The sequence below is a fragment of the Actinoallomurus sp. NPDC050550 genome (assembly GCF_040655075.1).
Classification (GTDB): domain Bacteria; phylum Actinomycetota; class Actinomycetes; order Streptosporangiales; family Streptosporangiaceae; genus Actinoallomurus.
The window spans coordinates 39,242-62,162 of record NZ_JBFAJC010000044.1 but is presented as its reverse complement, the minus strand read 5'-3'; the positions used below and the strand labels follow the sequence as shown (position 1 = coordinate 62,162).

General features: G+C 71.3%; 25 protein-coding genes and 1 tRNA gene. 10 read left to right on the top strand and 16 right to left on the bottom strand.

The window, feature by feature from the left end:
- Positions 1–476: 476 nt before the first annotated feature.
- The 4 genes from AB0I04_RS40650 to AB0I04_RS40635 all read right to left on the bottom strand — a co-directional run bounded on the left by AB0I04_RS40650 (position 477) and on the right by AB0I04_RS40635 (position 1,991).
- Positions 477–836, bottom strand: a complete 360-nt coding sequence (locus tag AB0I04_RS40650) for a hypothetical protein (RefSeq protein WP_360897490.1) — start codon at positions 834–836, stop codon at positions 477–479.
- Between the two features lie 167 nt (positions 837–1,003).
- Positions 1,004–1,210 carry an EF-hand domain-containing protein gene (locus tag AB0I04_RS40645; RefSeq protein ID WP_360897488.1) on the bottom strand — a complete coding sequence of 69 codons (207 nt, stop codon included), beginning with the start codon at positions 1,208–1,210 and terminating at the stop codon, positions 1,004–1,006.
- Positions 1,211–1,315: 105 nt separating this feature from the next.
- On the bottom strand, positions 1,316–1,588 hold the full coding sequence (locus AB0I04_RS40640; protein WP_360897486.1) for a DUF1905 domain-containing protein: 273 nt from the start codon (positions 1,586–1,588) through the stop codon (positions 1,316–1,318).
- Positions 1,589–1,619: 31 nt separating this feature from the next.
- Positions 1,620–1,991, bottom strand: a complete 372-nt coding sequence (locus AB0I04_RS40635) for a VOC family protein (RefSeq protein WP_360897484.1) — start codon at positions 1,989–1,991, stop codon at positions 1,620–1,622.
- A 243-nt stretch (positions 1,992–2,234) separates the two neighbouring features.
- On the opposite strand from AB0I04_RS40635, the gene AB0I04_RS40630 reads away from it, so the two are divergent.
- Positions 2,235–4,319, top strand: coding sequence for an AAA family ATPase (locus AB0I04_RS40630; RefSeq protein WP_360897482.1), 2,085 nt, complete (start codon positions 2,235–2,237; stop codon positions 4,317–4,319).
- 248 nt (positions 4,320–4,567) lie between these two features.
- Here AB0I04_RS40630 and AB0I04_RS40625 read toward each other — a convergent pair.
- The 7 genes from AB0I04_RS40625 to galU all read right to left on the bottom strand — a co-directional run bounded on the left by AB0I04_RS40625 (position 4,568) and on the right by galU (position 9,393).
- Positions 4,568–4,641, bottom strand: a tRNA-Ala gene (locus AB0I04_RS40625).
- A 169-nt stretch (positions 4,642–4,810) separates the two neighbouring features.
- Positions 4,811–5,398, bottom strand: coding sequence for a hypothetical protein (locus tag AB0I04_RS40620; protein WP_360897480.1), 588 nt, complete (start codon positions 5,396–5,398; stop codon positions 4,811–4,813).
- Positions 5,399–5,662: 264 nt separating this feature from the next.
- Complete coding sequence (locus AB0I04_RS40615) at positions 5,663–6,277, bottom strand: GNAT family protein (protein ID WP_360897478.1); 615 nt, start codon at positions 6,275–6,277, stop codon at positions 5,663–5,665.
- A gap of 51 nt (positions 6,278–6,328) precedes the next feature.
- A complete protein-coding gene (locus tag AB0I04_RS40610) occupies positions 6,329–6,811 on the bottom strand; it encodes a MogA/MoaB family molybdenum cofactor biosynthesis protein (RefSeq protein WP_360897540.1) in 483 nt (160 codons plus the stop codon).
- A 2-nt stretch (positions 6,812–6,813) separates the two neighbouring features.
- Complete coding sequence (moaC, locus tag AB0I04_RS40605) at positions 6,814–7,284, bottom strand: cyclic pyranopterin monophosphate synthase MoaC (RefSeq protein WP_360897476.1); 471 nt, start codon at positions 7,282–7,284, stop codon at positions 6,814–6,816.
- Positions 7,281–8,495: a gephyrin-like molybdotransferase Glp gene (gene glp, locus AB0I04_RS40600; RefSeq protein ID WP_360897474.1), complete on the bottom strand. Its 1,215-nt coding sequence runs from the start codon at positions 8,493–8,495 to the stop codon at positions 7,281–7,283. Before glp ends, moaC begins: the two co-directional genes overlap by 4 nt.
- Complete coding sequence (galU, locus tag AB0I04_RS40595) at positions 8,479–9,393, bottom strand: UTP--glucose-1-phosphate uridylyltransferase GalU (RefSeq protein ID WP_360897472.1); 915 nt, start codon at positions 9,391–9,393, stop codon at positions 8,479–8,481. The genes glp and galU overlap by 17 nt, the downstream gene beginning before the upstream one ends.
- 112 nt (positions 9,394–9,505) lie before the next feature.
- Here galU and AB0I04_RS40590 point away from each other — a divergent pair, with 112 nt between their 5' ends.
- The 4 genes from AB0I04_RS40590 (at position 9,506) to AB0I04_RS40575 (ending at position 13,177) form a co-directional block, all read left to right on the top strand.
- Positions 9,506–10,099 carry a 5-formyltetrahydrofolate cyclo-ligase gene (locus AB0I04_RS40590; RefSeq protein WP_360897538.1) on the top strand — a complete coding sequence of 198 codons (594 nt, stop codon included), beginning with the start codon at positions 9,506–9,508 and terminating at the stop codon, positions 10,097–10,099.
- Positions 10,096–11,073: an NAD(P)-dependent oxidoreductase gene (locus AB0I04_RS40585; protein WP_360897470.1), complete on the top strand. Its 978-nt coding sequence runs from the start codon at positions 10,096–10,098 to the stop codon at positions 11,071–11,073. Before AB0I04_RS40590 ends, AB0I04_RS40585 begins: the two co-directional genes overlap by 4 nt.
- A 182-nt stretch (positions 11,074–11,255) precedes the next feature.
- The gene (locus AB0I04_RS40580; RefSeq protein WP_360897468.1) at positions 11,256–12,737 is read left to right on the top strand and encodes a potassium/proton antiporter; all 1,482 of its coding nucleotides are present in this window, start codon (positions 11,256–11,258) and stop codon (positions 12,735–12,737) included.
- Between the two features lie 95 nt (positions 12,738–12,832).
- The gene (locus tag AB0I04_RS40575) at positions 12,833–13,177 is read left to right on the top strand and encodes an FmdB family zinc ribbon protein (RefSeq protein ID WP_360897466.1); all 345 of its coding nucleotides are present in this window, start codon (positions 12,833–12,835) and stop codon (positions 13,175–13,177) included.
- A 117-nt stretch (positions 13,178–13,294) separates the two neighbouring features.
- Here AB0I04_RS40575 and AB0I04_RS40570 read toward each other — a convergent pair whose 3' ends face one another.
- Positions 13,295–15,388 (bottom strand): MMPL family transporter, encoded by a 2,094-nt coding sequence (locus tag AB0I04_RS40570; protein ID WP_360897464.1) that lies wholly within the window; start codon positions 15,386–15,388, stop codon positions 13,295–13,297.
- 185 nt (positions 15,389–15,573) lie between these two features.
- Between AB0I04_RS40570 and AB0I04_RS40565 the strand changes: the two genes are divergently transcribed.
- Both AB0I04_RS40565 and AB0I04_RS40560 read left to right on the top strand, forming a co-directional pair.
- Positions 15,574–16,371, top strand: coding sequence for an S-methyl-5'-thioadenosine phosphorylase (locus AB0I04_RS40565; RefSeq protein ID WP_360897462.1), 798 nt, complete (start codon positions 15,574–15,576; stop codon positions 16,369–16,371).
- Positions 16,372–16,480: 109 nt separating this feature from the next.
- Complete coding sequence (locus tag AB0I04_RS40560; RefSeq protein ID WP_360897460.1) at positions 16,481–17,062, top strand: SAF domain-containing protein; 582 nt, start codon at positions 16,481–16,483, stop codon at positions 17,060–17,062.
- A 31-nt stretch (positions 17,063–17,093) separates the two neighbouring features.
- Here the strand turns inward: AB0I04_RS40560 and AB0I04_RS40555 are convergent, their stop codons facing one another.
- Both AB0I04_RS40555 and AB0I04_RS40550 read right to left on the bottom strand, forming a co-directional pair.
- Positions 17,094–18,152 carry a D-alanyl-D-alanine carboxypeptidase family protein gene (locus tag AB0I04_RS40555; RefSeq protein WP_360897458.1) on the bottom strand — a complete coding sequence of 353 codons (1,059 nt, stop codon included), beginning with the start codon at positions 18,150–18,152 and terminating at the stop codon, positions 17,094–17,096.
- A gap of 87 nt (positions 18,153–18,239) precedes the next feature.
- On the bottom strand, positions 18,240–18,704 hold the full coding sequence (locus AB0I04_RS40550) for a hypothetical protein (protein ID WP_360897456.1): 465 nt from the start codon (positions 18,702–18,704) through the stop codon (positions 18,240–18,242).
- Positions 18,705–18,812: 108 nt separating this feature from the next.
- Here AB0I04_RS40550 and AB0I04_RS40545 point away from each other — a divergent pair, with 108 nt between their 5' ends.
- Positions 18,813–19,961 (top strand): ADP-ribosylglycohydrolase family protein, encoded by a 1,149-nt coding sequence (locus AB0I04_RS40545; protein ID WP_360897454.1) that lies wholly within the window; start codon positions 18,813–18,815, stop codon positions 19,959–19,961.
- On the opposite strand, the gene AB0I04_RS40540 is transcribed toward AB0I04_RS40545, so the two are convergent.
- Positions 19,958–20,410: a hypothetical protein gene (locus AB0I04_RS40540; RefSeq protein ID WP_360897452.1), complete on the bottom strand. Its 453-nt coding sequence runs from the start codon at positions 20,408–20,410 to the stop codon at positions 19,958–19,960. The two genes, AB0I04_RS40545 and AB0I04_RS40540, sit on opposite strands and share 4 nt — an antisense overlap.
- 125 nt (positions 20,411–20,535) lie before the next feature.
- On the opposite strand from AB0I04_RS40540, the gene AB0I04_RS40535 reads away from it, so the two are divergent.
- Positions 20,536–21,618 (top strand): Dyp-type peroxidase, encoded by a 1,083-nt coding sequence (locus tag AB0I04_RS40535; RefSeq protein WP_360897450.1) that lies wholly within the window; start codon positions 20,536–20,538, stop codon positions 21,616–21,618.
- Positions 21,615–22,412, top strand: coding sequence for a family 1 encapsulin nanocompartment shell protein (locus AB0I04_RS40530; protein ID WP_360897448.1), 798 nt, complete (start codon positions 21,615–21,617; stop codon positions 22,410–22,412). The genes AB0I04_RS40535 and AB0I04_RS40530 overlap by 4 nt, the downstream gene beginning before the upstream one ends.
- Positions 22,413–22,466: 54 nt before the next feature.
- Here the strand turns inward: AB0I04_RS40530 and AB0I04_RS40525 are convergent, their stop codons facing one another.
- Positions 22,467–22,865: a hypothetical protein gene (locus AB0I04_RS40525; RefSeq protein WP_360897446.1), complete on the bottom strand. Its 399-nt coding sequence runs from the start codon at positions 22,863–22,865 to the stop codon at positions 22,467–22,469.
- Positions 22,866–22,921 lie beyond the last annotated feature (56 nt).

The following is a 22,921-nucleotide window of genomic DNA, read 5'->3' as shown; positions in this document are numbered from 1 at the left end:
GGGAGACCCGCTGGGCACCCGCTTGGTTCGCCGTACGACCGGAGGAACACGAACGGCCGTACGACCGCGGTGTGGCGCGGTCGCCGTTTCAGCAACGAACAACACCGCAAAAGAATCCCTTAATGCCCGAAATATCCCGAATGAAGCCATTAAGGACCTCTTCGGGGGGTTGCGGGTTGTTGTGACGAGAGCCCAAGGATCCCAGCGCCGAAGGCCCCCGGCGAGCGTCGCGGGATGGCGACGGGTCAGTGTCGCGCCAAGAGTTCGGCCCAGGGCGCGTCGGCGAAACCCGAGAGAGGAACGTACGGGAAGTCGAGGTCCGGGACGCCCGGCGAAGCGACGCCGCGTCGCGAGGTCCATGACGATGACCGGCCGACCCGTAAGGCGGGAATCGGGCCGTCGGCGCCCCGACGGTCGAGCGGGGCGGGTCGATCCTGCGCCGTCCGGTGCGCAGAATCACCGTCGGGTCATACCGATCAGCAGTGCTTAACCAGGTTGACGTCGGAGAAGTCGGTGCCGTTCACCCGGAAGACGTGCTTGCTCTTCTTGTACGCCGGCGCCGTGAAGCAGCCGAACTGCTCGATCGTCCCGCGACTGGTCTGTTTGTCACCGGCGATGTGCATCGCGTGCGAGCAGTGGTTGTTGTAGTACACGGTCACCGTGACGTTACCGCGCGCGTAGGAGTAGTTGAGCGTCTGCTTTGAACCCCCGCCGCACGAGAAGCTCCCGTGGACCGTCTCCGCCTGGTACGTGCCCGCGTTCGCGGGAAGGGCGAGCCCGCCGACGACGGTGGCTGCGGTCGCCGCGACCAGAGCGGCCTTGACGCGTACGTTCATCCGACCTCCTTCAAGATCGTCCTTGATACGCGGCATGGTAACGATCTTGACGGCGAAGGAGGGACGGTCTTACCGGGCGTTAAACCCCAGCGCCGATGACCCCACTGACCGTTGGCGATCGCCGGCTCCAGAGAGGCGCTGCGATCGCCAACGGTCAGTACGCGGCATCAGGCATTCCAAGCCTTGGCGAACTCCGCGAGGTTGATGCGCCCGTCTCCGTCGTCATCGGCGTGGGCGAAGATCGAGTTGATCTCGTCACCGCTGACCGCCTCGTGGCGCCTGGTCATGGCGAGCTTGAACTCCATCGCGGTGATGTAGCCATCGCCGTCGTAGTCGATCTCCTTGAAGGTCTGTGCGACCTCGTCGTCCGCCACCCTGAGCACCTCCTGTGAGCCGTACGCCTTCGGTATCGGCAGCGGACACGTTACGGCCGGGCCCGCCTTCGCGCGAAGTGCCCGTCCGGAGGCGCGGATCCGGGCTCAGCTCTTGATCCGCGCCTCGAGGCGGATCGTCACGACGTCTCCGGCCTCTTTACCGATCGCCTTGCGCACCTCCGCGGCGACGGGCAGCTTGTGCGTGCCGTCGCCCATCGCCATGAACGAGCTGCGGAACGGATGGCCGTCGACCGTACCCCGGACCTTGACGAGACCTCGTGTCCCGAAGAACTCGACCGAGTCGGGCCAGACGACGAACGTCCAGCCGCCTTTGTTCGGGCTCTTCACCAGCTTCGCCGTGAATTCCGTGTCGAGCATTGCTTCCTCCATTGACAGACCGGGCGGCGGTTCAGGCCGAGCCGATGACGACGAGGGTGTTCCCATCGGGGTCCCGCAGGGTGAACATCGGCGGCACCGCGCTTCCCATGCGGATGACCTCCGGATCCGTGTCGACGCCGTGTTCCCGCAGGTTCGCGTGGTCGGCGTCGGTGTCGTGGGTCGTGAGGCGGATGCCGGTCGGCACTCCCGAATCCGCGGGAACGAGCGCGATGGTCGTGGCCGCTCCCGGCGGCGCCACCTCGATCCAGCGGGCGGGTCCGAACGGGACGTCCCGTCGCTTCTCAAAGCCGAGGATGCCGACGTAGAAGTCGAGGGCTCGCTCTTGGTCCGTGACGGGGATCCCGACGGTCCCCACCTCGACGATGCGCGTCGTGTCGCTCATGGTGTCTCCTCCTCGCGGGTTCACCACGTATGACCGCGAGCTCCGGCGAAACTCATCGCCGCCGAAGACCCCAAATCAAGATCTCCGGAGCGCTGATCGCCACCTCGCCCATGTCGGACCCCCAAGGTCCAGGACGCCGTGGCGCATCCGGTGTACCGGCAGGTCAACGACGGGTGGCGATGGGCAACCTGTCGTACTCCCGGAGATGGGGATTAGATTGACTGCTGGGGGGAGGGGGCTGCCATGGCAGGTTCCCATTCGGCATACCCGGCGGGGAACCTTCCCGTTGATCTGACCAGTTTCGTGGGCCGCGGGCGCGAGATCAGTCTGGTGAAGCGGCTCGTCCGGCGGCATCGGCTGGTGACCGTGACCGGTGGACCAGGGGTCGGCAAGACCCGGCTGGCGCAGCGGGTGGCGCGGCAGTCGGCGAGTTCGTTCGCCGACGGTGTACGGCTGGTGGAGCTGGCCGCGCTGAAGGACGCACGGTTCTTGGCCCAGACGGTCGGGGACGCGGTCGGCGTGCCCGGTGAGTCGGGTTGTGCCGTACAGGAGGTCCTGGCGCGTTTCCTGGCGGAGAAGGATCTTCTGCTGGTGCTGGACAACTGCGAGCACCTGGTGGACTCCTGTGCGGTCCTGGTGACCGAGCTACTGCAGGCCGCTCCCGGGTTGCGGATCCTGGCGACCAGCCGGCAGGCGCTGCACGCGGGCGGGGAGTGGCTCGTGGAGTTGCCGCCGTTGCCGGTCCCGCCGGACGAGGAGGGCGCGCCGGGGCGCAGCGATGCGGTACGGCTGTTCGCCGAGCGTGCGGCCTCCGCGCTCCCGGGCTTCGCCGTCACCGCGGCGAGCCGTGGGGAGGTGGCCGAGATCTGCCGGCGCCTGGACGGCATCCCCCTGGCGATCGAACTGGCCGCCGTACGGGTGCGGGCCATGCCCGTCGAGGCGATCCTGGCTCGGCTCGGCGAACACTCGTTGCAGGCCCTGGGCGCGGGGGCGCAGATGGCGACGCCACGGCTCCAGACGATGCAGGCGGCGATCGACTGGAGCTTCCACCTGTGTTCGAAGGCGGAGCAACAGTTGTGGATGCGGGCATCGGTGTTCAGCGGCGGCTTCGACATCGGCGCCGCCGAGCAGGTCTGTTCCGGCGACGGGATCGAAGACGTGGACGTGCTCACGCTCCTCGCGGGCCTGGTCGACAAGTCGGTGCTGGTCTCCTCACCGGCCGCGCAGGTCGCCCGGTACCGGATGCTGGAGCCGATCCGCGAGTACGGCACCCAGCGACTGACTCGTTCCGGTCAGGCCAGGGCGGTGCGGACGCGCCACCGGGATCACTTCGCGGAGGTGGCCCGGCAGTCGGAACGCCGGTTCCTGAGCGCAGAGGAACTGGAGGGGTTCGACCGGCTGGGGGGTGATTACTCCAACGTGCGATCCGCATTGGAGTTCTGCGTCAGCGAGCCCGGTCAGGCAGGCGACGGGCTGCGGATCGCCTGCTCCCTGTGGCCTTACTGGACCACGGCGGTCCGCCATCAGGAGGGACGGTATTGGCTCGACCGGACCCTGTCCCTCAACCCCGAGCCGAGCCCGACACGGGCCAAGGCCCTCTGGGTGAACGGATGGCTGGCTCTCCTGGTGGCCGAATGGGAGACGGCACGGTCGCTGATCGACCAGTGCCTCGCCCTGGCCGAACGCCTGGGCGACGAGTCGGCCTGGGCCAATGCCACGATGCTCCGCGGCATGCACGCGTTCTTCTGCGGCGATCTGCACCGCGCCGTGGCCTTCTTGGAGGACGCCCTCACCCGCCTGCGGGCACTCGATGACCGCGTGGGCGTGTGGATGACCCTGCGTTTCCTGACGTACGGCACCGCGCTCCTCGGCGAGGCCGACCGTTCCCGGGTCTTCGGCGAGCAGTGCCTGGAGATGGCGGATCGGGCCGGCGCACCGATGACGTACGCCCGGTCCCTGGGGCTGTGCGGTGTCGCCAACTGGTTGATCGGCGACCGCGAGCGGGCGACCTGGCTGGCCCGGGAAAGGCTCCGGGTCTCCCCCCACATCGACGGGTGGGGCATCGCCCACTGCCTGGAAGTCCTCGCCTGGGATGCCGGCACCCGCCACGACTTCGAAGGCGCCGCCCGGCTGCTCGGTTGCGCCCAAGCGATCTGGCGGTTCACCGCGGCGCCCCTGACCCAGCGGCACTTGGCCGCCGACCACCGGCTCTGTGAGCAACGCACCCGGACGGCGCTGGGCGAGGACACGTACGCCAAGCTCTTCGACGAGGGCGTCCGGCTCCCCATCGACCGAGCCCTCACCTACGCCCTCACCGACGACCCGTGAAATACGCACGCGCTAGCCCCGCCCGGCGCAGGGGCCCGTGGGCACCAAGCCCACACACCAAGAAGACCCCAGCCCGCGCAGAGGCCCGTGGGCACCAAGCCCACACACCAAGAAGACCCCAGCCCGCGCAGGGGGCGTGGGGGCGAAGCCCCCACATCGGGGGTTCCAGGGGGTCCCCCCTGGACGAAATGACGAAGGACCAGCAGGGAAGCGGCACCGCCGCGACCACACTGGTCCCAGGTCCGAAGTGGAGCTGAGGGGATTTGAACCCCTGACCCCCTCGATGCGAACGAGGTGCGCTACCGGACTGCGCTACAGCCCCAAGGACGAGGTAAGGCTAGCAAACATTGGGCACTGCTCGCGCATCGGTTACCTGGTGTTGCCGATCACACCGGATCGGCGACGGTGAGTAGTTCTCCTCATCTCTCGCTGCGCGCTCGGCCGCGTGGCGGGCTCGCCAGGCCCGGGCAGCAGCTCGTCGGGGAGCAGGCTCAGTCGCCGACGGCGCGCTGGTCGGTGTACTGGTCGTAGACCTCTTCCTGCGGCCGCTCGGGCATGGTGATGACCTCGGCGGTGCGCTGGGCCTCGAGGGCGAGGCGGGCTTGCTCCTCCGCGCGACGGCGTTCGGCCTCCATCGCGCGGAGGCGGGCGATGTGGCGGGCGCGACGGCGTTCGGCGTCGACTTTGAAGGCGATGCGCAGCAGCGTCAGGTGGCCGACGAGGAGGACGGCCGGGGGCGCGATGAACCACCATGGCGTGACGCCGGCGACGACGGTGGCGACGGCGGTGAGCACCAGCAGGAGGAGCCCGACGGTGCGGCGTCGGCGGCGGGCGATGACGGCGGCGCGGCTCGCTCGCCTGCGGGCGGCCTGGCGGGCCTGCGGGGCCGGGACGGGGTGGTCCTCGGGCAGGGCCTCGTCGACGTTGTCGGCGACCTCGGCGGGCGACTCCGTCAGTGTGTCGGTGTCCTCGTCGAAGCGGCGCTGCCGGGTCCGGGAACCGTCACGACGGAGCCACATGGGGACCAGGACGATGCCCCACACGGCTACGATCGCGAGATAGAGGAGTGCGCTGCTCATCAGCCCTCCTCATAGACGCGTCCAGGCCGCAGGCTGACCTCGCAGACGCGCACGCTCACGTCCCGCACGCTAAGACCCACCGTCAGTGGTTGACGAGCATTAGGGGCGGTGTGTCGCGAGATCGGATCGTTCCTGAAGCTTTCCTGACCGAAAGTTTCCGAGCGACATGATCACGCCGTGCGGTGCCCGCCTCAATGGTCTCCGGAGTACGGCTCCGTGAACATCACATTCCGATATCCGCGGCAGCGCTGCGCGATCACGGCGTCAGCGCGGGAAGGCCTGGCGGGTGCTGGCGCGCCAGCGGGCCATGAGGCCGCCCGGGATGTCCTCGGAAGTCAACGCGTAGCAGATGTGGTCGCGCCAGGCCCCATCGATGTGCAGGTGACGCCGGCGCACGCCCTCTTCGCGGAAGCCGAGTTTTTCGACGACGCGACGGCTGGCGGTGTTCTCGGGACGGATGTTGGCCTCGACGCGGTGCAGGCCGACGTTGAAGAAGGCGTGGTCGACGGCGAGGGCGACGGCGGTCGGCATGACGCCGCGGCCGGCGACGGCCTTGTCGACCCAGTAGCCGATCTGTGCGGAGCGGGCGGAGCCCCAGACGATGGCGCCGATGGTGAGCTGCCCGGCGAACGCCCCTTCGTAGGTGACGACCCAGGGCAGGGCGAGGCCGTGCCGCGCCTCGCGGCGCATGGTCTGCACCATGCTGAGGTAGGGACCGAGGCCACTGCGGAACAGCGGGGTCTCGGGGTTGGTGGGCTCCCACGGCCGCAGCCATTCGGCGTTGCGGATCCGCACCTCTCGCCACGTCGACGCGTCGCGTAGCCGCAAGGGCCGCAGCCCGACCGGCCCCTCGTTCAGGTTGGCCGGCCAACCCCGCATGCGTTCCACACTCCCATGATTCCCCGGGGACGGGCCTGACGCCATCCTCGTTCAGGGTGTGCGCGGATGGTCGCCGCCGCCGATCTGGTCGACGGCGTGTCCCAGCACCTCGCCGAGCACGGCCATACCGTCGCGCACCCCGCCCGTCGAACCGGGCAGGTTGACGATCAGCGTACGTCCGGCGACGCCGGCGAGGCCACGGGAGAGGATCGCGGACGGGACCTTCTCGCGGCCCGTGAGCCGGATTGCCTCCGCGATGCCGGGAATCTCCCGCTCGATGACGCGCCGGGTCATCTCGGGCGTACGGTCGGTCGGGGTGAGGCCGGTGCCGCCGCTGGTGACGACGGCGTCGTAGCCCTGGGCGACGGCGTCGCGCAGGACCTTTTCCACCGGCTCGCCGTCGGGGACGACGACGGGTCCGTCGACCTCGCAGCCCAGATCGCGCAGGAGTCCGGCGAGGACGGGCCCGGAGCGGTCCTCGTAGACGCCGGCGGACGCGCGGTTCGACACGGTCACCGCGAGCGCCCTGATCACTGTCACGGCCGCCGCCAGAGGCCGGTCTTGCCGCCGGTCTTCTCCTCGACACGGACGTCGGTGATCACGGCGGCGGGGTCGACGGCCTTGACCATGTCGATGAGGGCGAGGCCGGCGACGGACACGCAGGTCAGCGCCTCCATCTCCACGCCTGTACGGTCGGCGGTGCGCACCTGTGCGGAGATCACCACGCCGTCGTCCTGGACGGTGAGGTCGACGGTGACGCCGTGGATGGCGATCGGGTGGCAGAGCGGGACGAGGTCGGGCGTCCGCTTGGCCGCCTGGATGCCCGCGATGCGGGCGACGGCGAGAGCGTCACCTTTGGGGACGTTCCCGGCGCGCAGGGCGGCGACGCACTCCGCGGACAGCCGGACGAAGCCGGTGGCCGTGGCCGTACGTGCCGAGACCTCCTTGGCGGAGACGTCCACCATCCGGGCCGCCCCGGACTCGTCGAGGTGGGAGAAATCGCTCATGGCAGCTCCAGCACGTCGACGTTGTCCCCCGCCTGGAGGTCGGTGACGTCCTCAGGCACGACGATCAGCGCGTTCGAGGACGCCAGCGAGAACACCTGGTGGGAGCCCTGCCCCTCCGCCGGGACCACCCGGTGATTCCCGTCCTCGTCGACGGAGAGCTCCGCGCGCAGGTACTGCCGCAGTCCCTCTGGCGAGTAGGTGATCGGCACGGCGAGGTAGGCCCGTACGGTCCTCGGCGGCGTGGGCGGGAGGCCCTGTAGCGCGCGCAGCGCCGGTCGGACGAACACCTGAAAGGAGACGTACGCGCTGACCGGGTTGCCGGGCAGGGTGAAGACGGGGACGCGGTCGTCGAGCAGGCCGAAGCCCTGCGGCTTGCCGGGCCGCATCGCGACCTTCTCGAACCGCATGGTCCCCAGCCCGGACAGCACCTCCTTGACGACGTCGCGGGCGCCCATGCTGACCCCGCCCGAGGTGATGATCAGGTCGGCGTAGGCGAGCTGCTCCTCGATCGTGGTGAGCACCTCGCGCGGGTCGTCGCCGACCGTGCCCTGCCGGAAGCCGACGCCGCCCGCCTCGGTGACGGCGGCGGTCAGCGCGAAGCTGTTGGAGTCCCAGATCTGGCCGGGCCCGACCGGGCGGCCGGGCTCGATCAGCTCGCTGCCGGTGGACAGCACGGCGACGCGGGGCCGGGGGCGTACGAGGACGCGGGCGCGGCCGACGGCGGCGAGCATGCCGATCTGCGCGGGCCCGAGACGGGTGCCCTCCGGGAGGACGGTCTGCCCGGCGGTGACGTCCTCGCCGGCGCGCCGGATGTAGTGGCCGGGCGTGGCGGACCGCCGGATCGTGACCTTGGCGGTGCCGCCGTCGGTCCACTCGACCGGGACGATGGCGTCCGCGCGCCCGGGCAGGGGCGCGCCGGTCATGATCCGGGCGCACAGGCCCGGGCCGATGCCGTACGCGCCCTGGTCGCCGGCGGCGATGTCGCCGACGACCGACAGGGTCACGGGTGATGTCTCGGCCGCGGACGCGACGTCCGAGGCCAGCACCGCGTAGCCGTCCATGGCGGAGTTGTCGAACGGCGGCAGGTCGACGGGTGCGGTGACGGGCTCGGCGAGGACGCCTCCGTATGACTCCGGCAGGGCCAGCTCCAGGGGCGGAAGTTCCCGTATCGCCCCCAGGATGTCCGCCAGATGTTCATCTACCTGTTTCATCGTGCTTCGCCACGAACTCGCGCAACCACGGCAGGAACTCGTCGGCCAGCTCGGGCCGGTCGGCCGCGAACTGCACCACGGTGCGCAGGTAGTCGAGTTTGTTGCCGGTGTCGTAGCGGCGGCCGCGGAACAGCACGCCGTGCACCGGGCCGCCCTCGGAGCGGTCCCGCCGGGCGAGCGTGAGCAGCGCGTCGGTGAGCTGGATCTCGCCGCCCCGGCCGGGCGGGGTCTTCTCCAGCACGTCGAAGATCGCCGGGTCGCAGACGTAACGGCCGATGACGATCCACCGGCTGGGGGCCTCCCCCGGCACCGGCTTCTCGACGAGGTCGGTCACACGGACGACGTCGTCCTCGTCGGTCGACTCGATCGCGGCGCAGCCGTACAGCGACACCTGCTCGGGCTCGACCTCCATCAGCGCCACCACGCTGCCGCCGTGCCTCTCCCGCACCTCCAGCATGCGCTGCAGAAGCGCGTCACGCTCGTCGATGAGGTCGTCGCCGAGCAGCACGGCGAAGGGTTCGTGCCCGACGTGCCGGCGGGCGCAGTGGACGGCGTGCCCGAGCCCCTTCGGCTCGCCCTGGCGCACGTAGTGCACGTCGCCGAGCTCGCTGGACTCCCGCACGGAGGCGAGCCGCTTCGGGTCGTCCTTGGCGCGCAGGGCCTCCTCCAGCTCGTACGCGCGGTCGAAGTGATCCTCGATCGGCCGCTTCCCACGGCCCGTGATCAGCAGGATGTCGTCGAGCCCGGCGGCGACGGCCTCCTCGACGACGTACTGGATCGCCGGTTTGTCGACGATCGGGAGCATCTCCTTGGGAGTCGCCTTGGTGGCGGGCAGGAACCGCGTGCCAAGGCCGGCAGCGGGAACGACCGCCTTGGTGACGGATACGTGGTCGGCCATGACAAGACCCTAACCGTCGATCGGGCCGGTTCAGCGGACGGTCCCCCCGTGCGGCGCTCATCTTCACGGAGATCTCACTCTGATTTCACGGGACAATGGAGACGTGCGCGACATGACCGAGGACAAGACGGCCCTGCGTTCGGATCTGCTGGCGGCCCGCGCCCGCCTCACGCCGGACGAACGCACCGCCGCCGGGCGGCTGTTGCGCGACACCGTGCTGACGTTGCCGGAGGCGGAGATGGCCGGCACCGTCGCCGCGTACGTCTCGGTCGGCACCGAGCCGGCCACGCAGAGCCTGCTGTTCGCGCTGTGGAAGCGCGGGACGTACGTCCTCGTCCCCCGGCTGCTGCCCGACGGTGACCTCGACTGGGCCTCCTACGAGGGCCCAGAGTCACTGGAGCCGGGGCGGTTCGGCCTGCTGGAGCCCACCGAGCCCGTACGGGGGCCGGAGGCGATCCGCAGCGCCGACCTGGTGATCGTGCCCGCGCTGGCGGTGTCGTCGACGGGCGCGCGCCTCGGGCGCGGCGGCGGCTCGTACGACCGGGCGCTGGCCCGCGTCGCCGAGAGCATCCTCACGATCGCGCCGGTGTACGACACCGAGCTGGTCGACGTCCTTCCCGCCGAGCCGCACGACCGGCCGGTACGGGCGGCGGTCACGCCATCGGGCGGCCTCGTCCGGTTCACCGGGACGGAGGCCGGCGCATGAGCGACCGCTTCAAGCTGCTCGCCCTCCCGCCCCTCGGCTCCGACCTGATCCACCATGTATTCGACCCGCTCGGCGCCGACGTCAGCGTGCCCGCCGAGCGGAGCCGCGAGGCCCTGCACTCTCTTCTGGCCGACGCGGAGCTGGTCGTCGGCGACTTCACCGGCGAGCTCGCGATCGACGCCGCCGCCGTGGCGGCCGCACCGCGCCTGGCGTTCGTGCAGATGCCGTCCGTCGGAGTGGACTCGCTCGACGTCGACGCGCTGACCGCCGCCGGGGTGCCCGTGGCCAACACCGCCGGGGCGAACGCCCGGTCCGTGGCCGAGTGGGCCCTGAGCGCCGCGCTGGACCTGTCCCGGCAGCTCTCGTGGGCGGACCGGCGCATGCGCGAGGGCGGCTGGCCGCAGCTGGAAACCGCCTCGCGCGGCTCGGACGAGCTGGCGAACCGCCGGGTCGGCGTGCTCGGCATGGGCGCGATCGGCGCGGAGGCGGCGCGGCTGTTCGAGGCGCTCGGCTGCCAGGTCGCGTACTGGTCACGGCGGCGCCGGGACACCGGCGTCTACAAGGAGATCGACGACCTGCTGGCCGGATCCGACATCCTCGTCGTCTGCCTGCCGCGCACTCCGGAGACCGTCGGGTTGCTCGACTCCCGTCGGCTCGCGCTGCTGCCGGCGGGCGCCTTTCTGGTCAACGTGGCGCGGGGCGGCATCGCGCCGGACGCCGACGTGCTCGCCGCGCTGGAGAGCGGCCGGCTGGCCGGGGCGGCACTCGACGTCTACGACGACGAACCCCTGCCCGCCGATCACCCGCTCCGGCGGCACGAGAGCGTCCTGCTGTCCCCGCATGCCGCGGGCTCGACCAGACAGTCGCAGCTGAACATCATCACGGCCGTGATCGACAACATCCGGGCGGCGGTAGAGGGCCGCCCGGTGGCGAACGTCGTCAACGGCCTCGACTCACTCATCCGCCACCGTTAGGACTCACGTCCCGGGCCCACAGGGCCCTGGCCGCGAGCCGACGGCGAACACGCGAACACACATCCGTGGTCGCGCGATACAGCGCGACCGCGTTCCTGGAACGTCCCCGGTCTCCGCACCGGGAGACGCCCTGTCCACCACCTGTGACCGGTTGTGAGAAAGTCCTGATCAAGGGGGTGTCGGTGGAACTCGACCTGTGGCTGCTGCTCGGCTCGGTCGTGGTCATCGCAGCGATCGTGGCGGTGCGCCTGGCGCACCGGAGCGGGCTGCCGAGTCTGCTCCTGTACCTGGCGCTCGGCCTGATGCTCGGCGAGGCGGGGTTCGGCATCCATTTCGACAACATGGTCGTCGCCGAGAACCTGGGCCTGGCGGCCCTGGTCCTGATCCTGGCCGAAGGCGGGCTCACCACCCGCTGGTCGGCCGTACGGCCGGGAGTGCCTGCCGCACTCTCGCTGTCGATCGCCGGCACGGCGGTCAGCATCGTGGTCGTCGCGGCGGCGGCGCACTGGCTCGTGGGCATCGAATGGCGTCTGGCGATGCTGCTGGGGGCGGTGCTCGCCCCGACCGACGCCGCGGCGGTCTTCTCCGTGCTTCGGCGGCTGCCGCTGCCCGAACGCCTGACCGGAGTGCTCGAGGCCGAGTCGGGCTTCAACGACGCGCCGGTCGTCATCCTCGTCGTCGCCCTGAGCTCCCGCCACGCGCCGACGCCGCTGCTCATGGTGGCCGAACTGGTCTACGAGCTGGCCGTCGGCGCGGTGATCGGCCTGGTGGTCGGCCGGTTCGGCGCGTACGCCCTGCGCCGGGCGGCGCTGCCCGCGTCGGGCCTGTACCCGATCGCGGTGCTGTCGCTGACCGTCGGCGCGTACGGCGGGGCGTCGATGGCACACGCCAGCGGGTTCCTCGCGACGTACATCTCGGCCCTGGTGCTCGGCAACAGCCCGCTGCCGCACCGCCCGGCCACCCGGGGGTTCGCCGAGGGGCTCGCGTGGCTGGCCCAGATCGGGCTGTTCATCATGCTCGGCCTGCTCGACTCGCCGCAGGAACTGCCCGCGCAGATCGGCGCGGCCTTGATCTGCGGCTTCGCGCTGGTGCTGGTGGCCCGGCCGCTGTCGGTGCTGGTCTCCACGCCGTTCTTCGGGATCGGCTGGCGCGAGAAGGCCTACCTGTCGTGGGCGGGGCTGCGCGGCGCGGTGCCGATCGTGCTGGCCACCATCCCGGCGTCGGCCGGCCTGCCCGGGGCGCATGCGCTGTTCGCGCAGGTGTTCATCATCGTGGTGGTCTTCACCCTGCTGCAGGGACCGACGCTCGCGTCGCTGGCGCGGCTCCTGAAGGTGACCATCCCCGACCGCGCCCGGGAGATCGACATCGAGGCCGCTCCCCTGGAGGAGCTGCACGCCGACCTGCTGGAGATCCGGATCCCGCCGGACTCCCACCTCAACGGCGTGGAGATCTTCGAGCTGCGCCTGCCCGAGGGAGCGGTGATCACCCTCGTCGTACGGGAGGGCCACAGCTTCGTGCCGGGCCCCGACACGGCCCTGCAGGCGGGCGACGAGTTGCTGGTCGTGGCCACGAGCGCCGCCCGCCCGGCGGCCGAACGCCGGTTGCGGGCCGTCAGCCGGCGCGGGAAGCTGGCTGGCTGGTACGGCGAGCGGGGCGAACAGTGAGCATGGGCGCCGGGAATGATTCGACGCCCGGTAGCATTAGCAGTCATTGAGTGAGAGTGCCAGTCCTGAGGGCTGTGTACAGCTAGGAGGAACTCGTGCCGACGTATCAGTACGCGTGCACCGAATGCGGTGAGCCTCTGGAGGTCGTGCAGAAGTTCAGCGATGACGCGCTGACCGAGTGCCCCGCTTGCGGCGGGCGTCTGCGCAAGGTGTTCTCCGCGGCCGCGATCGTGTTCAAGGGTTCGGGCTTCTACCGCACCGACAGCCGTAGCGGTGCGACCACCTCGTCCAGCGGTTCGGCGAAGAAGAACGAGCCCGCCAAGACCGAGGCGAAGAAGGAGTCGGCGTCCTCCTCCGAGTCTTCGAGCTCCTCAAGTTCTTCGAATTCGTCGAGTTCATCTGGTTCGTCGGGCTCGTCGTCCGGCGAGAAGGTCGCCTGACCCCGGCGCCGGACGACGCCCCGAGTGTGAAGGACACGCACGACGGGCCCCGCGGGTCGTGCCGCTCGGTGACCTTCGGTCACTTTCGCCAACCCGCCGAGGGCCCGTCCGGCGTGATCAGCGAACGGCCTGCGGCAGCGGCCGTTCGCCCGCTGCGACCGGCCGGTCCCCCGCCGCGCGGCCCGGCCACCAGACGCGCCGCCCCATCTGGTACGCCAGCGCCGGGACCACCAGGGACCGGATCAGCAGGCTGTCCAGCAGCACCCCGAAGGCCACCGCGAAGGCCATCTCCACCGTTCCGGTCACCGGCAGGGTCGCCAGTGCCGCGAACGTCGCGGCCAGCACCACCCCGGCCGACGTGATCACACCGCCGGTCACCGTGAGCCCGCGCAGCACGCCGCGCCGCGTACCCAGCCGCTGCGACTCCTCGCGCACCCGCGTCATGAGGAAGATGTTGTAGTCGACGCCGAGGGCGACCAGGAAGAGGAAGATCTGCAGCGGGAACCCCGAGTCTGCGCCCTCGAAGCCGAACACGTGCGTGAACACCAGCCCGCAGACCCCGAGCGATGCGGCGAACGACAGCACTACGGTCGCCATCAGCAGCACCGGCGCGACGACGGCCCGCAGCAGCAGGGCGAGGATCACGAACACGACGGCGAGGATGATCGGGATGATCACCTTGTTGTCGTGCGCGGCGGCACGCTGGGTGTCGAGGTTGACGGCGGTGTTCCCGCCGACCTTGGCGCCCAGGGGCCGTACGGCGGCGCGTAGGCGGTCGACCGTGTCGCGCGCCGCCTGTGTGTCCGCCGCGCTGGACAGCGTCGCCTCGTACTGCTCGTAGCCGCCGAGGGCGACCGGTGCGCTCACGTCGGACACCCCGGGCGTACGGGCGATCACGGCCCTGAGGCCGGGATCGCGCGGGCCGATCACGACCGCCGGGCTGCCGGCCCCGGCCGGGAAGTGCCGCGCCATCACCCGCTCGCCCACCACCGAGTCGGGCGTCCCGACGAACTGGCCGGCGTTGGACACCGGGCCGGTCTTCAGCGACAGCATGCCGAACGCCAGGGCCGCGAGCACGAGCACGCCGCCGACCGAGATCACCCGCGGCCGGGCGCTGACGAACCCCGCGACCCGGGCCCAGACGCCGTGCTCCTTCTCCAGCGCGTCGGGCTCGGCGACGTACCGGACGTCGTACCGGGGCACCGCCGGCCAGAACACGCGGCGGGGCAGGGCCGTGAGCAGGGCGGGCAGCAGTGTGGTCATGGCGACGAGCGCGCAGACGACGCCCACCGCCGCAACCGGACCGAGGCCGCTGGTGGAGTTGAGCTCGGCGACCAGCAGGCACAGCGTGGCGAGCGTGACCGTGGCGGCGCTGGCGAGGACGGCGGGTCCCGCGCGGCGCAGCGCGAGCCGCATCGCCTCGTGCCGGTCCTCGTGCCGGTGCAGTTCCTCCCGGTAGCGGGCGATGAGCAGGAGCGCGTAGTCCGTGCCCACGCCGAAGACCAGCACCGCCAGGATCCCGGTGCTCTGGCTGTTGACGGTGAGCCCCGCCTCGGCCAGTAGATAAACGAGCCCCTGCGACATCATGTACGCCGAGCCGACCGCGAACAGCGGGACGATCCACAGGAACGGGCTGCGGTACGTCAGCAGCAGCATGACGATCACCACGCCCAGCGTGACGAACAGCAGCGTGCCGTCGATCTCCTTGAAGACGCCGATCAGGTCCGACATCGTGCCGCCTGGGCCGGTCACCCGGACGTCGAGACCGGCGGGCGGGCCGCGCTCGACGACCTTCCGGAGCTCGTCGATGGCGGTGAGGACGGCGTCCCCGTCCCCCTGGATCGGGACGAGCAGCTGCATCGCCTCGCCGTCCCGTGACGTGATCGGGCCGGTCACCGGCCCGATGTGCGGCACGCCCGTCAACCGCTCGGCCGCCGACCGCACGGACGCCGCGTCCTGCGCGGTGAGGCCGCCGCGCCGCTCGTACGCCACGACGGTGAGCATCCCGTCCTCATGGTGCAGCTTCTTCTGCAGCTTGATGACCTGGGTGGCCTCGGCGCCGCCGGGCAGGTAGGCGTCGGCGTTGTTCTTCGTCGCGCCCTGCAGCCGGCCGCCGAGAGCGCCGCCGACCATCAGGAGGACGAGCCAGACGGCGAGGACGACCCACTTGGTACGGCGGCCGGCGGGGAGTCCGGCCAGTCGACTGGGCATGGTTCACCTTCCCTGAACGCGATATGTCGTCTCTGTTTGAGAGAAGATATTACGCGTCTGCCGATCCGACAAGACATATCGCGAGTTCGATATGAGTGGTGGCAGGACCCGGTCGCCGGGAGTTGTCCACAGGCTGTGGGGGGCGCTCTCGCGGGGCGGTGTGGCGGGCGGCTAGGGTCCGGCTCATGCATGCAGAGATCGGCGTGATCGGCGGGTCCGGCTTCTACTCCCTCCTCGACGACGTCGAGGAGATCCAGGTCGACACCCCCTACGGCCCGCCCAGCGACTCCATCGCCCTGGCCACGGTGGCCGGCCGCCGGGTGGCGTTCCTGCCGCGGCACGGCCGCGACCACCGCTACCCGCCGCACAAGATCCCCTACCGGGCCAACCTCTGGGCCCTGCGCTCCCTCGGCGTCCGGCAGGTCGTGGCCCCGAGCGCGGTGGGCTCCCTCGTCCCGGAGTACGGCCCCGGCGCGCTCGCCGTCCCCGACCAGCTCGTCGACCGCACCAGCGGCCGCGCGCAGACCTACTACGACGACGGCGCCGTGCACGTCGCGTTCGCCGACCCCTACTGCCCGCGCGGGCGTCGCACGGTGGTGGAGGCCGCCCAGGGCGCGGGCTGGCCGCCGGTCGACGACGGCACGCTGGTCATCATCGAGGGGCCGCGCTTCTCGACGCGGGCCGAGTCCCGGTGGTTCGCCGCGCAGGGCTGGACCCTCGTCGGCATGACCGGCCATCCCGAGGCGGTCCTCGCCCGCGAGCTGGCCCTCTGCTACATCCCGGCGTGCCTGGTCACCGACCTCGACGCGGGTGTCGAGGAGGGCGCGGGCGTGACCCACGAGGAGGTGCTCCGCGTGTTCGCGCAGAACGTCGACCGCCTGCGCGGCCTCGTCATCGACATCGTCGGCGCGCTGTCCGCCGAGCGCGACTGCCCCTGCCCGAACGCTCTCGACGGGCTCAAGCTCCCTCTCGACCTGCCATGACACGAAGGTGCGGCCGAGCCGGCGGTGTCACGCGAGCCGGCGGGCATCACGCGGCCCCCGGGGCCGAGGTCTTGGCTCCCCCCGCCAAGGCGGGCGCGCGGGGACGACGATGAGAGCGCTGCTGAGCCGGCATCGCCGCCTCATCGCCGCGGGGCTCGCGGCCGGTGCGGCGGCGTTCGGCCTGGCCGCCGCCCGTCCGCACCCGCGCGGCGCCCCGGTCCTCGTGGCCGCCCGCGACCTGCCGGCCGGCGCGACGCTGAGCGCCGCCGACGTCGGCGTGCGCACCCTGCCCGCCCGAGCCGTGCCCGACGGCGCGGTCCACCGGGCGGCCGGGCGCACCCTCACCGGGCCGATCCGCCGAGGCGAGCCGCTGACCGACGTACGGCTGCGCGGCGGCACCCTGCTGGACGACGCCGACCCCGGCACGGTCGCCATGCCGGTGCGGCTCGCCGACGCCGCCGTCGTGCGGCTGCTGCACGCCGGCGACCGCGTCGACCTCCTGGCCGCCCGCGCCGAAGGCCCGCTGCCGGCACGCACGGTCGCGGCCGAAGTCCTGGTGGTCGCGGTGCCCCGGCCCGGCCCCGACCCCGACGAGGGGGCCCTCATCGTGCTGCGCACCGGCCGCGCCCAAGCGGCCGCCATCGCCCGCGCCGCCGTCGACTCCCGGCTCTCGGTCTCGATCGTCGGCTAGTACGACGACGCAGGAGGGCCCTGGTCGCCGGTCAGTCGCTGGCGTCGGGGGTGTCTTCCTTCGTGTACTCCCAGTGCCACGGCTCGAAGGGGCTGCTGTAGGCCCACGCCGGGTGGAAGAACTCGTACGTCTTCGAATTGGCCTGGAGCCAGTTGAACTGCGCGGAGCCCTGGCTCTGCACGCCGCCGCACAGGTCGACGGCGGTGCCCCAACCGTGGTTGCTGTGCCCCGGCACGGCCGCCATGCCGGGCCGGTTGGCGTAAATCCGCTGCTGCTCGGCCAGCGGCCGGTAGGAGTCGGTGAGGCACATCTGCGTGCCGAAATGCGCCTTGTAGGCGTTGTTCAGCTTGTAGAAGGCCAACGCGGCGTCCGCGCGGAGGCTCCGGCCGGGCTGGGGCAGCGGGCAGAGGTAGCGCGAGGGGATCAGGCCGTTGGGGTACTTCCGCGCCTCGGGGACAAGGCTCTTCTGGCAGGTGAGCTGCAGCCGGGTGTTGGGATCGAGCTTCTTGAGCGCGGCGGTCAGCTGCGCGGTGATGCGGGAGGAGCGGTCCTTGAGCCCGCTCATCTCCTGCGCGAGCTTCGCCTCCTGGACCGCGTTCTTCGACTGCAGGTCCTGCGCCGACGCGGCCAGTTGCTCGCGTTGCTTCTGCAGGCGGCCCGCCTTGTCGATGAGGGACTTCTGGTCGTTGGTGAGCATCGTCAGGTCGGTCGCCGCGGCCAGCGCGCCGTCGGGGTCGCTGCCCCCGATCAGCCCCGGCACCCCGATGACGCCCGGCTGCTTGTACGCGCTGGCGGCCAGCTGGGCCAGCGGCTCACGGATCTTGCTCAGTTCGGCGCCGGCGGTGCCGAGGTCGGCGAGCGTCGTCTTGAGCTTGGCCTCGGAGGCGTTCAGCTCATTCTTCTGCTCCTGCCAGGCCTTGGTGGCCTTGGACAGCTCGTTCTTGGCCTTTTCGGCCTGCTGGCGCAGGGCTTTGACGCTGTCGGCCGATGGCGATTGGGCCGCCGACGACCGATCCGCAGCGCCGGTTATCAGCAAGAGCACGACCGTCGTGATCGCCGCCATCAGCGCCGCTGACCGAGTGCTTGGCACGCGGAGATCCTCCGGGGGACTGGGGAACTAGTGCGGCGGGACGACGGTACTACAGGTGACGGAGTGCTCCATGCTCTGCCGGAGACCTCAGGGGCGTCCGTGGCCGCCGCGCCGATGTTTGCACAGCTCCCACATCCAGGGCCATTTCTTCAGCTCCGGCGGGCATCGGGTGCCGGTGGGCGGGCCCGTGGTGGGGGCCGGCCGGGAATGCGGGCTCTGCGGCACGCGTGGGGCCCCCGAGGCGGACCTGGACGCGGGCCGTTCGCTGCGGGAGGCCACGAACTCGCCCCACGTGCGCTCCGCCCGGTCGATGGCGCTCGGGTCGTGCTGCCGCGCCGACGGCGCCGCGGCGGCCGTACGAGGCTGGGGCCCGTCGTCCTTTCCGTCTCCGTGGAGGGTGAAGAGACCACCGACGAGAAGGGCGGGCACGGCGATGAGGACGGCGATCAGCGTCACGCCGCGGCGGAACGGCAGCAGTTCGAACCATCCCCACAGACGGCTGATGATGGTCGTTCGCGGAGTGTCCGTTGCGTCCTCGTATACGCCATCCACAGGGAGTCAGAGTAGCGAGAAAGAGCCCGCTGGGTGGTCGTATCCGAAGGACCCGCACCGCCCGATTCAGGGTCACTCCCTGGCAGACTTACCAAGGTGGGCGATCGCATGAGATTTCCGGATCCGGACCGCATGCTGGGATGCCTGCTGGGAGGTGCCATCGGCGACGCGCTCGGCGCGCCGATCGAGGGCCGGCCGATCGCGGAGATCCGGGCGACATACGGCGAGGCAGGGCTGGCCGAGTACAGCGACGCCCGGGTGCGGGCGGGTGCCGTCACGGACGACACGCAGATGACGCTGTTCACCGCCGAGGCGCTCATCCAGGCGTCGATCCGGGAGCGCGGCAAGGGCATCGGCGGCGCCGCGCCCGGTCTGCTGCAGGCGGCGTACCTGCGATGGCTCCGCACCCAGGGCGAGGAGGTCCCCGAGCAGGACGTGTACGCCGGAAGCTGGCTGTTCGCCCAGCCGGAGATGCACCAGCGGCGCGGGCCGGGCCGGACCTGCCGGTCCGCCCTGCACACGATCGCCGCCCGGCAGCGCCCCTACGTCCCCGTGGGGAGCGTCGAGGAGCCGATCAACGACTCGAAGGGCTGCGGCGGGGTCATGCGGGCGGCGCCGGCGGGCTTCCCCTTCTCTCCGCGCGTGCCGGCGGGCGCCGCCGAATGCCGCCGGGCCGCGTTCGCGATGGGCGTCAGGTCGGCGGCTCTGACCCACGGCCATCCCAGCGGGTACCTCCCGGCAGGCGTGCTGGCCGCGTCCGTGTGGGGCCTGCTGCGCGGTGCCGACCTCGCGGACGCGCTCGACGCCGCCCGAACGGAGTTGGAGACCTCCAAGGGCCACGAGGAGACGTCGGCGTCCCTGGACGCGGCGGTCGCGCTGGCCCGGGAGGGCGACGCGCTCACGCCGGAGCGGCTGGAGACGCTCGGCGGCGGGTGGACCGGCGAGGAGGCTCTGGCCATCGGGGTGTGCGCGGCGCTGGCCGTACGCGACGGCGAGCCCGTCGACGTCGTACGCCGGGCGCTGCGGTGCGCGGTGAATCACTCCGGCGACAGCGACTCGACCGGGTCGATCTGCGGCAATCTGCTGGGCGCCCGGTACGGCACGGCCGCGCTACCCGGCCATTGGCAGTCCGGCGTCGAGCTGCGGCCGATCATCATTCGGATCGCCGCCGACGCCGCCCTGGAGTTCGGTCCCAACCCGCCGGCCGACCCGGAGACCGGCGACGTGCCGATGAACTGGCACACCCGCGGCGTCTAGGGAAGTGTGCACGGCACCCCCGATGGAAGGACGCAGTGGGTCCGCGTCGGCGTGACGACGGGCTTGCCAGGGGGGCGCGTCTCAGGCGGCCGTGTCGGCGGGGCCTCGGGCCGTGTCGACGTCGTCCGGACGACCGGCGCCCGGTGCGTGACCTTCGCGGCCGGTGTGGCCCGTGGCGATTCCGACGCGGCCGGCGCGACCGAGACGGACGGCTCGAACGGGTTGGCCGGCGCGGTCAGCATGGACGCCATGGCGGACGGCATCGTGCCCGTCGTATCGCCCTTCGCTTCGCGGCCATGGCGGAAGAGAACGGTCGCACCCACGATGACCAGGCCCAGAGCGGCGATGGATCCGCCGCCGAAGGCGATCCAGCGCAACGCCGACGCCGGCGCTCCCCGCGCGCCGTCCGTGCGAACTTTGCGCGCTTCATCCCGGTGTCTCCCACTCACGCGAGCAGAGTAGCGATCTTGGGTTGCCTGCGAAGATCGAATCGGCGAACACGCACCCCGCACGCACCGGGAGGCGTTCCGGCATGACAGGCTTTTCTCGGATTCCCGCGAAGAAGGGTCGTGCGATGGCCGAGACGACGCAGGGACGGACCCCGCAGCCGGTGCTGAGCCCGCTGACCACCGCGGCGGTCTTCCTCGTGGTCACGATCGACCCCGGCGGCGAGCCCATCGCCCGCGAGCTGCTGGCCGACCTTTCGGGGCTGACGCGGTCGGTCGGCTTCCGGGTCCCGGACGGCAGGTTGAGCTGCGTCGCCGGCATCGGGTCGGATGCTTGGGACCGGCTCTTCGGCGGGCCTCGCCCGGCCGAGCTGCATCCCTTCCGCGAGGTGCCCGGAGCCGTGCACCACGCCGTGGCCACACCCGGCGACCTGCTCTTCCACGTCCGCGCCGGCCGGCTCGACCTGTGCTTCGAGCTGGCCTCCCTGATCATGAACCGCCTGCGCGGGGCCGTCATGGTGGAGGACGAGGTGCAGGGGTTCATGTTCTTCGACGTGCGCGACCTGCTCGGCTTCGTCGACGGCACCGAGAACCCGGTGGGCCCGGCGGCGAGCGAGGCGGTCCTGATCGGAGACGAGGATCCGGAGTTCGCCGGCGGAAGCTACGTGATCGTGCAGAAGTACCTGCACGACATGGACGCGTGGAACGCCCTGCCGGTGGACGCCCAGGAACGGATCATCGGCCGCACGAAGCTGGAGAACGTCGAACTGGACGACGCGGTCAAGCCGTCGAACTCCCACGTCGCGCTGACAACGATCACCGACCCGGACGGCACCGAGCGCCAGATCCTGCGCGACAACATGCCCTTCGGCAACGTCGGCCGCGGGGAGTTCGGCACCTACTTCATCGGCTACGCCCGCACGCCGGCCGTGACCGAGAAGATGCTCGAGAACATGTTCATCGGCGACCCTCCGGGCAACCACGACCGGATCCTCGACTTCTCGACGCCGGTGACCGGAACGCTGTTCTTCGTGCCGAGCGCCGACCTCCTCGATGACCCGCCTCCCGCCGAACCCGCCGCCACGACGGACGTCCTCGGGACGGACACCGGCGCGACGGCGGCGGCGTCCGACACGACCCCCGGCAAGCCGAAGATCACGCCCGACGGTTCCCTGGGGATCGGCGGCCTGAACAGGAGCACGATCCGTTGAACAATCTGCATCGTGAACTCGCGCCCATCTCCGCCGCCGCCTGGGCCGACCTGGAGGCCGAGGCCCGGCGGACGTTCGAGCGCCACGTGGCCGGCCGCCGCGTCGTCGACGTCCCGGAGCCAGGCGGTGTCGAGCTGTCCTCGGTCACGACCGGGCACCTGGACCCGGTCGCCGCCCCCGGTGACGGCATCGTCGCGCACACGCGCCGGTCCCAGCCGATCGTCGAGCTCCGCGTGCCGTTCACCGTGGACCGGCGCCAGGTCGACGACGTCGAACGCGGGGCCAAGGACGCCGACTGGCAGCCGGTGAAGGACGCGGCCCGGCGGATCGCGTTCGCCGAGGACCGCGCGATCTTCGAGGGGTACGCCGAGGGCGGCATCGCGGGCATCCGCGCGAGCGCCTCGAACCCGGTGCTGTCCCTGCCGTCCGACGTGCGCGAGTACCCCGAGGCGGTCAGCCGGGCCGTGAGCGCGCTGCGGCTCGCGGGTGTCGGCGGCCGGAATGCGCTGGTGCTGAGCGCCGACGCGTACACCGCCGTCAACGAGACCACCGACCACGGCTACCCGATCCACGAGCACATCGCCCGGGTACTGGACGGCGAGATCGTCTGGGCGCCGGCGATCGACGGCGCGTTCCTGCTGTCCACGCGCGGCGGCGACTTCGAGCTGCGTCTCGGCCAGGACCTCTCGATCGGCTACCTGTCCCACGACGCGGACACCGTGCAGCTGTACTTCCAGGAGACCTTCACCTTCCTCGCCCACACTGGCGAGGCGGCCGTCGCGCTGACCGCGTAGGCGACGGCGGGGAGGTTCGGCGGCGGGGAGAAGACGTCTCCCCGTCGCCCGCGCTCAGTCCTGCCCGTCCTGACGGATGCGGGTCTTGCACTTCGCCGGCGATTTGCGCAGCCCGGGCGGGCAGTCGCGGCCGGGTGGCGACGCGGTCCCGCCGGTGAGCGCCGGGGACGGCCGCCCGCTCGCCGAGGGCCGCGTCGACATCGTCCGCACGGCCGGGGCCGGAGTCTGCTCGCGCAGCGAGGACCTGACGTGCGGCGAGACTCTGGAGGGGGACGTCGCGGACGGCGCCACTTCGGCCGCCCCTCCGTTCGGCCCCCTGCCTCCGGTAAAGAGGGTGGTCATTCCGCCGATGACCAGGACGAACGCGGCGATGATCCCGCCGACGAGCACTATCCGCCGACGCGGGGCACCCGCCGTCAGTGCACTCAGTCGCCGGACGGCGACCGTGCGCATTTCGCCTCTTTTGTCCCGATGTCGACCACTCACGCGAGCAGATTAGCGGTGTTTAA

Bases quoted from the DNA above. Each gene is read 5' to 3' on its own strand.
- AB0I04_RS40650 (WP_360897490.1), bottom strand. From the start codon at position 836: ATGAACGTACGCGTCAAGGCCGCTCTGGTCGCGGCGACCGCAGCCACC.
- AB0I04_RS40640 (WP_360897486.1), bottom strand. From the start codon at position 1,588: ATGCTCGACACGGAATTCACGGCGAAGCTGGTGAAGAGCCCGAACAAA.
- AB0I04_RS40635 (WP_360897484.1), bottom strand. From the start codon at position 1,991: ATGAGCGACACGACGCGCATCGTCGAGGTGGGGACCGTCGGGATCCCC.
- AB0I04_RS40630 (WP_360897482.1), top strand. From the start codon at position 2,235: ATGGCAGGTTCCCATTCGGCATACCCGGCGGGGAACCTTCCCGTTGAT.
- AB0I04_RS40620 (WP_360897480.1), bottom strand. From the start codon at position 5,398: ATGAGCAGCGCACTCCTCTATCTCGCGATCGTAGCCGTGTGGGGCATC.
- AB0I04_RS40615 (WP_360897478.1), bottom strand. From the start codon at position 6,277: ATGCGGGGTTGGCCGGCCAACCTGAACGAGGGGCCGGTCGGGCTGCGG.
- moaC (WP_360897476.1), bottom strand. From the start codon at position 7,284: ATGAGCGATTTCTCCCACCTCGACGAGTCCGGGGCGGCCCGGATGGTG.
- glp (WP_360897474.1), bottom strand. From the start codon at position 8,495: ATGAAACAGGTAGATGAACATCTGGCGGACATCCTGGGGGCGATACGG.
- galU (WP_360897472.1), bottom strand. From the start codon at position 9,393: ATGGCCGACCACGTATCCGTCACCAAGGCGGTCGTTCCCGCTGCCGGC.
- AB0I04_RS40590 (WP_360897538.1), top strand. From the start codon at position 9,506: ATGACCGAGGACAAGACGGCCCTGCGTTCGGATCTGCTGGCGGCCCGC.
- AB0I04_RS40585 (WP_360897470.1), top strand. From the start codon at position 10,096: ATGAGCGACCGCTTCAAGCTGCTCGCCCTCCCGCCCCTCGGCTCCGAC.
- AB0I04_RS40570 (WP_360897464.1), bottom strand. From the start codon at position 15,388: ATGCCCAGTCGACTGGCCGGACTCCCCGCCGGCCGCCGTACCAAGTGG.
- AB0I04_RS40565 (WP_360897462.1), top strand. From the start codon at position 15,574: ATGCATGCAGAGATCGGCGTGATCGGCGGGTCCGGCTTCTACTCCCTC.
- AB0I04_RS40560 (WP_360897460.1), top strand. From the start codon at position 16,481: ATGAGAGCGCTGCTGAGCCGGCATCGCCGCCTCATCGCCGCGGGGCTC.
- AB0I04_RS40545 (WP_360897454.1), top strand. From the start codon at position 18,813: ATGAGATTTCCGGATCCGGACCGCATGCTGGGATGCCTGCTGGGAGGT.
- AB0I04_RS40535 (WP_360897450.1), top strand. From the start codon at position 20,536: ATGGCCGAGACGACGCAGGGACGGACCCCGCAGCCGGTGCTGAGCCCG.
- AB0I04_RS40525 (WP_360897446.1), bottom strand. From the start codon at position 22,865: ATGCGCACGGTCGCCGTCCGGCGACTGAGTGCACTGACGGCGGGTGCC.